Below are 11163 nucleotides of genomic sequence, written 5' to 3' on the forward strand. Positions count from 1 at the left end.
TACATGACTATCAACACTTCTCATGAATATTTAGCCTCGAGCTCTTATGATTTAGAAATTGGAGATCAGGGGCCCGTCCAATCTTCGTTACTAGACAGTATCAGCTTTTATGCGGACCATTTTCCTGAACTGGCCGCGGTGCAGGATCATGATCGTATCCTCAGCTACCAAGAGCTCAACGTCCGCTCCTCACAAGTATCCTCAGCATTGAGAGGCCACGGCGTAAAAAACGGCGATGTGGTTGCCGTCTGTTTGCCTCGCTCTCAAGAGCTCATAGTTGTCATGCTCGCGATACTGAAAGCGGGAGCAACGGTTGTCCCATTAGATGCCGCCAGCCCGCCAGACCGGCAAACAGCAATCTTAACTGATAGCCAAACACGTTTTCTCATCGTGCCAGAGGCGAGTGCATCCACACCATTTTCCCGACAAGCGCATCAGATCCTTCCTGCTGACCAGTTGCTCATACAAAGCCTGCATGAGAATAGCGGCGATCTTCCGCGTCATCCTTTGGCGAAAAATGCGTTTTTGTTTTACACATCAGGAACAACGGGTACGCCCAAAGGCGTTCAAGTGCCTCTCTCGGCAATCGAGAGGCTTGCCCATCAACCCCGCTTTGTCCCAATGCATATCGGAGATCGCTACGCGCACATTTCCAACCCTGCGTTTGATGCACTCAGCTTCGATGTTTGGGTACCGCTTTTAACTGGTGGATGTAGTGTCGTTTTCTCCAGTGACGAACTCTCCGATTTTGCAGGCTTTGCTCGGCAGCTGGAGCAGCAGTCGATCTCAACCATGTTCATGACAGTCTCTCTGTTCAATGCGATGGTCGATCACGGGACTGCCTGCTTTGGATCGCTTGGGCATCTGCTCATTGGCGGCGAACAGCTAAACCCCAAAACTGTCGAGAAATGGTATGCTGCAAACCCTGAAAGCGCCTGTCAGATCTACAATATCTATGGCCCGACAGAGTGCGCAACCTTTGCCTTGTGCTTTGCAATTCCTCGGGACTTTGATGCAGGCATCATTCCCATTGGCAGTCCCATTGCCAGTACCGACTGCCAGCTAAGGTCATCAAACGGCGAGATCACCAATATCGGTGAAACTGGGGAACTCTACCTTGGCGGTGCAGGCGTTGCTCATGGTTATCTGAATAGAACAGAGGAAACACAGCGCAGGTTTGTAGAGCTTCCAAACTCTGGAAAATGGTATAACACTGGCGATCTGGTCCGCTTCAATCCGCAAGGTCTGGTCGAGTATGTGGGCCGCGTTGACAGGCAGATCAAAGTACGCGGATTTCGCGTAGAACCTGAAGAAATCGAACAACGCATCCAGCAGTATTCGAAAATACAGCAGGCTTGTGTTTTAGCAGCTCAGGAACAAGGCAAACCGCTTGAGTTGCACGCCTACTTAGCGAGTGAAGAGCAGCTTGATTATGAAGAACTTGATGCCCACTTTTCTGCTTACCTGCCAGATTATATGCGTCCTCATAAGGTCTTTTGTCTTGGCTCGTTACCTTTGAATGCAAACGGGAAGATCGATCGAAAAGCCCTTCAAGAAATGCAGATTGCTCCATTCCGGCGAGCTTCCTCCTCTCAAGCTTCGGAGAGTGCCGTTCTGAGCAGCATTCTGCAAACTGCAGAGATGGTTTTGAGTGTGGCGCAGTTAAGCCGTGAAGAGACACTGCTTACCGCAGGTGGCGATTCACTCAAAGCAATCAGCTTATCTAACCAACTCAACACAGTATTTGGCTGCCGCGTTGCGCCGTCACAGCTTCTAAACCTGACATTTACTGAACTCTCTGAGATTGTTGGCAAACACAATGAGCAAGCCAACAGTTTACCGCATGCATCTGCTCCATCAGGTTTGGCAAAAGAGCAGGCAACCTCGGAGCAAATGCGGTTATGGCTACAGCAACAAAAGAACCCTGCTGACATATCCTACAATACACCGTTCATTTTTCGGTTTTCAGGTCATCTGAGTGCCGAAAATTTGGGTCACGCAACATATGAGTTGGTCAAAAAACACCCGGCACTGCGCACCAGCTTCCATCTCATCGATGATGGGGTGCAGCAGCGGGTCGCTGAAAGCAATCCAGAGGCGTTTCACTTCCACGGAACCTTGGAAGAAGAAGCAATTTCGCAACTCCAAACCAAACTCCTCACTCAACCATTTGTTCTTGAGCACCCAAGCCTGTTTCAACTTCATCTGGTCCACGAACCAAATGGCAGCAGCGTCCTTCTGTTTCATGCACACCATATCATTCTGGACGGCTGGTCACTCAACATCTTGTTTGAAGATCTTTCCCGTTCATTTCAGGCAGAAACAGACGAGACAGGACAGGACCAAAAGCCAATTGGGCTGACACCATTAGATTTTGCAAAATGGCAGTCGCACCTATGGGAAACTAAACATTACAACAAGCAAAAGGATGCTCTCTTCAAGCTATACGACGCGCCGGAGATGGAGGAATGCTGGAAGCCCGTGCTGAAACACGGTCAAGGGATGCAAGGTGTTTCAGCGGGGCGAACACGTTTGACACGTCTTGACGCAGCCACCAGAGCAAATTTGCTAACCATTGCAAAGCGTCTTTCACTAACACCCCATCAGGTCTTTCACGCGCTGTTTGCCCATGCACTTTATGTGCACACGGGGAGAACGAGTTTCACAGTTGCAAGCCCTGTAGCGAACCGGCTAACAACAGAGTTTGAAGCAACAGTTGGAATGTTCGCCAACACAGCGTTGGTTCCGGTTAATATCGACCCAACTGCCTCCATTCAACAAAATACAAGCACCCTCACTCAGGCTTCAAAACAAGTCCTTGCCTGTCAGGATGTTGCCTTCGAACATGTGGTTGATCATCTCCAGAAAAGGAAGCGTATTTCGGGCATTCCGTTTGAGTTTATGTTTGCGACCGAAAACACCCGTTACGAAATGCTAAAGCTCAATGGAGAATGCGCGCAGCTATCTTACCCTGAAGATGTCGCCCCCAAATGCCCGCTCTACCTGTCTGTTCTTGATGAAGCTGAAACCTACCAGTTCTACTGGGAGTATGATCTCAGTTATTTCGACAATGATGCTATCACCCTGCTGGAGCAAACCATGTTCGCTGGTTTGGATCATATGGAAACTGAAGAGGTTGCAGCGAACGTCTTCCAACTCAACACACAACAACGCATTTCGCATGTAACTGGTACAAGCCAGTCACTGCCATACACAACGGTCGCAAGCTGGTTTCAGAAACAAGTCTCACTATCACCACATGCACCTGCCCTCGCATGGCGCGGCAACACTCTCACCTATCATGAGTTGGACGAGTTATCCGATGCTTTGGCTGTTTATATGCAGTCCACTATTTTCGGGTCAACAGAACCTGTCGGACCTGCGCACGTCGCACTCTATATGGATGCTTCCCCAGACTACATAGTCTCGCTTCTGGCAGTTACAAAACTGGGTGTAACAGCACTTCCGTTGGACCTGAGCTATCCTCAAAAGCTGCTGGAGGATGTGATTTCGCAAGCCCAACCAGTTGGGATCCTCCATGCAGCGCAGGCATCCTTACCTTCTGCACTTAAACGCAAGGACTTACACGCGCTCTCAGTCGATTTGCAAGAGCTCAGAAACTTGCGAGATCATCAGCATCCTCTGAAATTTTCAGATCGTGAAAGGCCCTTATATACCCTGTTCACCTCCGGTTCCACTGGCCACCCCAAAGGGGTTGATGTCTACAACCAGACACTTTGCAATTTGTTGCACTGGCAACAGCAACAGGGAGGATTGCCCGCTGGAGAACGCACCATGCAGTTCTCCAAGTTAGCCTTCGATGTCTCGTTTCAGGAGATCTTTTCAACGCTCTGTTCGGGCGGGTGCTTCCATGTCATTGATCCTCTTTGGCGACAGGACATGCAGGGCTTATTGAACTATGTGCGTGACAATAATCTGCAACGCATCTTTATGCCTTTTGTGGCGCTGGAATTGTTTTGCGAAGCTGCTCAAACATTCAACATTTTCCCCGGTGCCCTGAAGAATGTGATCACGGCCGGCGAGCAGTTGTATTGCACCAAAGCCCTCCGTGCGTTTTTCACGCAGTTACGCCAAGCCTCCTTGCACAATCACTATGGCCCAACAGAAACGCATGTGGTTTGCGCCCACTCTTTGCACGGATCAGCAGCACACTGGCCGACCCGCCCACCGATTGGCGCACCTGTACACAATACCGATATTCTCATCGTGGATGACAGCTTCCATCCGGTTTCATCCGGTGAACGCGGCCAACTTCTCATAGGCGGCAATCTGGTTCACCGTTGTTATTTGGACAATGCAGAGCTGAACGCAGAACGCTTTGTCATACTCCAGCCAGATAGTGGCACTGGCGGTTCAAAACTCTATTACAAAACCGGCGACATGGGCTTTTTGGATGAACTTGGACAGGTAAACTATGAGGGACGTCACGACCAGCAGGTGAAGATCTCAGGTCACCGCGTTGAACTCGGCCAGTTGGAAGCCTCTTTGATAAATCACGGTGCCATCGAACAGGCGTCTGTTGACTTTGATGACCAGCATAAAAAACTCCATGCCTATGTCAGCCTGCGAGAAGACACCATCAACGCAGATGAGCTTGATCACTATCTTTCAACACAGCTTCCTGACTACATCCGGGTTGACGAATTCAGACAGGTCGACGAATGGCCCCGCGCTCCAAGTGGAAAGATAAATCAAAGAGCATTGGCCGGCTGCAATTGGCGCAAGATTGAACGTAAAAAACGCAAAAAAAACGCAAATAACGCAATTCAACGCACAAATGAACTCATTGCAGCTTTTGAACATGTCACTGGTGCATCCATCACTGCGGACCAAACATTTTTCGAGGCCGGATGCTCTTCCCTGCAATTGATGCGCTATCAAATGCATCTCAATAAAGCGCTGGAAGAAAAAGTCAGTATCGCAGATTTGTTTCGTTATGTGACACCTTCAGGTCTGGCAGAACATCTTGAAGGAAAAGCGGAATTAGAACCTCGGACTAGCAAATCATCGACAGCTAAAAATGCAGATAAAGTAGCTATAATCGGTATGGCACTACGTGTCCCAGGCGCAAACGACCTGGCCGAGTTCTGGTCCATGGTCCTTGAAAACCGAAGCGGAATTGAACATTTCACTCCAGAGAACCCTGATTTCGTTGGTGCGCGAAGTCAGATGAGCGAAATGATGTCGTTCGATCCTGAGTACTTCGGTATCAGCCCACGGGAAGCAGCGCTCATGGATCCGCAGCAGCGGCATTTCCTGATGAGCTGTGTACATGCTCTTGAAAATGCTGGCATTCCTCCACTGAACACCAATCAAAACATCGGTGTTATCGCAAGCTGTGGTGAGACAACCTACTATCACGCAGCCCTTCGCTCCAAACCTCCAACCGCCCTTCCCGACAAGTTCCAAATGGCCTTACAGCATGAGAAAGACTTCCTCGCCACCAAGGTTGCCTTTCAGCTGGACCTCAAAGGCCCTGCCATTACACTACAAGCCGCCTGTGGAAGCTCGCTGATTGGCATTCATACAGCCGCAGGCATGCTCCGAAATGGTGAGTGTGATGTCATGCTAGCAGGAGGTGTGCTTGTAGATCCCGATATGTCAGAGGGCTATAAGTATCAGTCTCAACACATCTTTTCCAAGGATGGCAACTGCTCACCGTTCAGCAAAGACGCCAGCGGCACCATCGGCGCCAGTGGTGTTGGGGTGGTGGTGTTGAAGTCATTGGATCGCGCCCGAGCGGACGGTGATCGCATTTATGCTGTTATCGAAGGATCAGCCATCAATAACGATGGTCGGTCCAAAATGAGTTATACTTCACCTTCAGTTTCCGGACAGGAAAGCGTCATTCGTCAAGCCCTTACGAATGCAGGAGTAAGGGGTGATCAAGTCGGATATGTGGAAGCGCACGGAACAGGGACACAACTGGGTGATCCTATTGAAGTACAAGCCCTTTCATCTGCATACGGTAATCTCCCCAAAGCATCCTGTGCACTCTCGTCTGTCAAAAGCCAGATCGGCCACTTAGGTGCCGGGGCTGGCGTCCTTGGGCTAATTCGCGCAGCACTGTCGATCTATCACGGCTATGTACCCTCTAACCTTGGATTTGAGCAGCCCAATCAAGAACTTGGCTTGGATCAAAAGGGGTTCTATATCTCGGCCAACAGCAAAAAATGGGAAGATACACGTCCACGTTATGCAGGCGTCAGCAGTTTCGGAATTGGCGGCACAAACGCTCATGTTGTAATCGGAGAAACCTCGGAAGACGAGCATCAACGATACGCGACTACAAAATGCCTTGTTCTATCAGCACATACCAAGACTGCACTTTTTTCTTTGGCAGAAAAGATCAAGAATTATCTTGAACATAACCCAACTTCATTTCAGCTGGTCCTCTCACATCTGCAATCAAGCAGGCGAGCACACCCATGGCGTTTTGCTATCGATTGTGATGATGCCGCAGAAGCTATCAAATCTCTCGGTTCATTCGCCCCGCATTACTGTGATGAGAATAAAGGAGCTTGCAATCCCGCTAGCCTAACCGCTGCTGATTGGCTGGAAGGCAAAGAGATTGAGACACAAAGTGCAGGTACTCCGCCGCCTTGGGATTTGCCGGGTTATTGCTTCAATCTTCAACAATACAACGTGTTAGAGCTTCCTGCTACCAAAAGTAAGGCAAGTGAGAACCTTCCAAAACGCCTGCTAGAGGAACAATGGCTAAGCCAGATGGTTTGGCAGCCGGTCTGCCGCGTTGGAAGTTGTCAAACAGCGCAGAGATCAAAAACAGCGGTTGTCCTATATGATCCGAACAACGTCTCCGATGATTTTGCCGCACTTGATGCCGTCTACCATCGTGTTGTGCCTGTTTGTTATGACGGACGCATTTCTGGTGCTCATTCAGACAAGTTGTCGGTAGATCCGTTTTCTACGGACTCCGTTGAAGACCTTCTGAGCCACCTGTCATTTATGAACCTTGGAGAGTTGGACTGGCTTCATGCACTTCCATTGTCTTGCAAAGGCGAGCAAAATGAGTTGGATAGCCTTCAGGAAGCAAAAAAGGTTTGTCTGGATAGCCTGACTTATGTGCTTCAGGCTCACTCTAAATATGGGCTTGAGATATCCAGAATATGCCTGCTCTCTTACGAGGCTGCACCGGTGAATGGTACAGTCGCTCAGCCGCTACACGGGCTACTCGCTGGTCCGCTTTCTGTGATCCCTCAGGAGTTTGGCATCCAGACACTCTGGCTGGATTTAGAAGACACAAAACAAGGTTTTATTTGGTCCGAGGTTGCGTTTGCACTCTCACTCGAAGATATGAAGGCACAACGCCTTGCCTTGCGTAATGGATTTGTTTGGGAATGCAGGATCTTACCTCTTTCTCAAAATCGCCCAACTACCGAACCGATTGAACTCGATGCGTCAGCTCTCTTCGTGGTGACGGGTGGCAGCGGAGCGATTGGAACTCAAGTTTGCAATAGCCTGCTGGCTGATCCTCTTGCTCAAATCGCAATTATCTCCCGCAATCCGCGCATTCCAGAAGAACTTCTGCAGTTTGATACAAGAATTCACCTGATACAGGCTGACATAGGAAAGCCAGCCACGTGGAGTGTCACATTTGAGAGTGTCGCCAGATTAGGCATGCCTGTTGTAGGCGTTGTCCATGCCTCTGGAGTTGGAGAAGGTAATCTGATTTCTTTCCGTGACCCGATAGAAGTCTACAACAAGATGCTAGCAAAGTATGAGGGAAGCATTTTTGTTGAGCGTTTCATTGAAGTATTCAAGCCAACGAGGGCTATCTACTGCTCGTCAATGTCAGCTGTTTTAGGGGGAGCTGGCCAACTGGACTACGCTTCCTCCAACGCCTTAATGGATAGCTTTGCACATTACAGCAATCCTCTGGCACCTGACACAATCAGAACCACCATCAACTGGGATATCTGGAGCGAAAGTGGGATGGCGACCCACTCCAATACACAGGATGAACTGCATCAAAAACACCTGACGCTTGGCCTATCCAACAAAGAAGGCCTGCGCACATTCTCTCGAGCATTTCATACAACTGTACCACAAGTGCTGGTTAGCACTTGTGGTGTTGAAAAGGCTCGATACTTCTATCGATCACTGGTCAGGAACGAGATCAAATCTGATGCGCGAACGAGCAAGACACACAAACTAAAACTCATTCGCGATCAGATAGAAACCCTTCTTCTGCAACAGCTTGGACTTGATCAGCTTGCCCCTGATGAATGCCTCTATGACTTAGGTATGGATTCACTTACTCTTCTGGACGTCGTTAGCCTCTTAGAAAACTATGACATTCAGGTGTTACTCTCCCAAATCCCAAAGAACACTTCCTTAGACCTGATTATGAATCTGGTTGAACAACAGCACAAGGCAAACCCCTCTTCTCCAAACAGCACTTGGGCAGATGCAGTTGCCCCGCACCAATGGCATTCTGGTGAGGGTGATGAAGTTGTTGTTCTCATACATCCAATCGGAGGTGATGTTGAAGCATACCGAGAACTGGCAGGAAAACTCCCGGACAACATTGGGATCACCGTGATTGCCGATCCTGCCCTCACAAATCCCGATCTACCAAAAATCAGTTTAAAAGAAAGAGCTGCGGTTTACGCTGAAGCCATAGCGGAAAGGTTTGCAAATAAGCGGATTCATTTAGTCGGCTGGTCATTCGGCTCATGGGTTGCTCAAGAAATGGCACTCTGCTTCTCGAAGCAACAAAGAGCTCCCGGCAACTTAACGCTCATTGATCCGCCTACACCAAACTCTGGCGAAAACCTGAAGCAAATGAGTGAGCAAGAAGTCGAAATCATCTTCTTAAAGGAGCTGAAGGCGAAATGGCCAGATAAAAGAACCCTTGTTGAGAACAGTCATGAACGACAGGCCTATCAAGAAGCACTTGTTCGCTGTACGAAAGCCAATCTGGAAGCGATGGCACACCATACAATGAGTCCGACGCCTTTTTGGCAGGCGAGTGTATTCTTGGCATCTGAAACTGCCAAAGGGTTGCGTGGAACCCAAAATACAACATCAAACTCCCGTGAGATCTGGCTTAAATTACTACCAGATTTACACAACTGGCAGATTATTGAAGCAGATCACTATTCAATACTCATGGGAGAAACGTTAGATCACGTATTGGCTGCCGCTGGTTTGGTCAAAACACTCGAGTTGGTGTGATTGGAAGGGGGAGTGGATGTCTAACCTGCTGATACCAGGGTCCACAGCAAGACTACAGCTATAACCCTCCCATCCAACCTCAATATCCATCAGTTTCAAAGGAAGAGGTTCTGAAGTGATCCAGGGGTGCTGTTGTTCTAATTTCACGTCAAGTGAGCTGAGGTCATCACGCAGCCCCTCACCTGTTGCCTTTAAGATGGCTTCTTTCCGGGTCCAACAGCGATAAAACATGGCTGCGCGTTCCTCTGGACTCCTCGATTCAATGTGTAAACGTTCCATCGGATGACAAACAACCGGCATCAAATCAGTCATTTGGCTGCCTCGCCGCATGAGTTCAATATCGACACCCAAGGGTGCATTACGAGCCAAAGCAACTGCAACTACCCCCCCTGAATGACTAACATTAAATGTCGGGTATCCTGAAAGGTATGGCTTACCACCATCTTGCAGCAGAAAGGGTATTGGCGGTTGATCCACTCCCAGAATGGTTCTAACGACCCAACGACCCATGGCAAACGCGCGCCGATCTCTCATGAACCTGAAACAGGCACCTCTTGTTTTCTCTTCAGCGGTTAACGCTTGGTCCATTGGAAATGGATACTCCAATGGCAACAAAACAAGCATCACTTTGTTGGCCCCACAGCAACGTTGCCATTGCTCTTTCACAGCCCAAAACCAATGCTGAGCATCAAAGACGGAAAATGAAACAGGCATGAAATCTTAAGCGAGCTCTATGGATGAAGGCTGGTACAACTGACAAACAACGTTTGCAGCATGGTCTTTTATCTGATTAAGGACATTAGCTGGAGAATGCTCGATGAAGAAATGCCCACCTTCGACTTCATCAATGGCAACAGTTTCAGAGCTCAACTTCGTCCATCCCTTCACTTTATGCGCTTCCACAATCTGATCTTGAGTTCCTGCGTAGACAAAGACTGGTGACGCGATTTGCCAAGGAACTCGCGGCCTGTAAGTCTCACAGAGTTCAAAGTCACCTATAATCGCAGGTAAAAGCAAGTCTACAAGATCGTCATGTTGCGCAATCTGAGCAAACTCGGGATTAAACGAGATGAGCTCATCAACCATCTCCTTGCGAGTACACCCATCAAGAAACGGTAGGGTTCTTGGAGCAAAAGGAGACGCCGAAGCCAACACAAAAAGGGCCGTTGGCTTCAGCTGGCTTTGCTTAAAAAGATGGAGCGCCAACTCGTAAGCAATCCACCCCCCCATACTTGAACCCAATATTGCAAAAGGCGCATCGCCGAACTGCTCAATCTCTAGCGCTAGCTGCGATACAACCCTTTCCATCGCATTGATTGCTGGTTCTTTTAACCGGGTTCCTCGCCCTGGAAATTTAGCAGGCATCACATTTACCTGATCACCTAGCGGTACTTTCCATCGGTTATACAAGCTCGTATCACCTCCCGCCTGAGGCAAACAGATTAAGTTCAGCTTGTATTTATTTGCTGTTGTATCAAACCATTGAGATAGTGTCTGATAATTCATATAAAAATCTTCAATATAAACAAACCTAATGGTGCAAATAAAACACAGTTTTGATGTAGGGCTGAGTAGATAAATTTATGAGTTTATCTGCAAGTTGGATTTTTGCTACGGAATATATTCAGCAATGCTATGAAGTGTGTGCGATACGAACGTAGGCAAGTTTGAATATGCATAAGGCTTAGAGCTGGCTCGGGAAATTTGGACAGGTTGTGAAAGTGGATTTAGCTCAGGTGATCAGCCCCACTTGAGTGGTCCGGTTTGAAAGTTAGTGCATGACTGGCCTTTGGTCTACTGGAATGATTACTTCAGGATCCGGTGGGCGGAAGTTCAGCGCACTATGGGGGCGTTTGGTATTGTAGTGTATCCTCCACCTTTCGATGATTATTTGGGCTTCACGCAACGAGTAAAAGGTCTCACCATTCAACAACTCTTCTCGAA

The 11163-nt window shown here is 48.7% G+C and carries 4 protein-coding genes; 1 reads left to right on the forward strand and 3 read right to left on the reverse strand.

Annotated elements, in window-relative coordinates; all coding sequences use genetic code 11:
- Positions 1–3: 3 nt before the first annotated feature.
- Positions 4–9219, forward strand: a complete 9216-nt coding sequence (locus tag PsAD37_RS21045) for a non-ribosomal peptide synthetase (RefSeq protein WP_084408017.1) — start codon at positions 4–6, stop codon at positions 9217–9219.
- Here PsAD37_RS21045 and PsAD37_RS27865 read toward each other — a convergent pair.
- From PsAD37_RS27865 to PsAD37_RS27870, 3 genes are all read right to left on the reverse strand, one after another.
- Complete coding sequence (locus PsAD37_RS27865) at positions 9166–9933, reverse strand: 4'-phosphopantetheinyl transferase superfamily protein (protein ID WP_084408019.1); 768 nt, start codon at positions 9931–9933, stop codon at positions 9166–9168. The two genes, PsAD37_RS21045 and PsAD37_RS27865, sit on opposite strands and share 54 nt — an antisense overlap.
- A 6-nt stretch (positions 9934–9939) precedes the next feature.
- Positions 9940–10725 (reverse strand): thioesterase II family protein, encoded by a 786-nt coding sequence (locus PsAD37_RS21050; RefSeq protein WP_063297809.1) that lies wholly within the window; start codon positions 10723–10725, stop codon positions 9940–9942.
- 265 nt (positions 10726–10990) lie between these two features.
- The coding region (locus PsAD37_RS27870; RefSeq protein ID WP_153039829.1) for an integrase core domain-containing protein at positions 10991–11163 on the reverse strand (173 nt) is incomplete at its 5' end.

The organism is Pseudovibrio sp. Ad37, assembly GCF_001623075.1.
GTDB lineage: Bacteria > Pseudomonadota > Alphaproteobacteria > Rhizobiales > Stappiaceae > Pseudovibrio.

What these genes read in the sequence shown, in the direction of transcription:
- PsAD37_RS21045 (WP_084408017.1), top strand. Translation starts at nt 4, where the DNA reads ATGACTATCAACACTTCTCATGAATATTTAGCCTCGAGCTCTTATGAT.
- PsAD37_RS27865 (WP_084408019.1), bottom strand. Translation starts at nt 9,933, where the DNA reads ATGCCTGTTTCATTTTCCGTCTTTGATGCTCAGCATTGGTTTTGGGCT.
- PsAD37_RS21050 (WP_063297809.1), bottom strand. Translation starts at nt 10,725, where the DNA reads ATGAATTATCAGACACTATCTCAATGGTTTGATACAACAGCAAATAAA.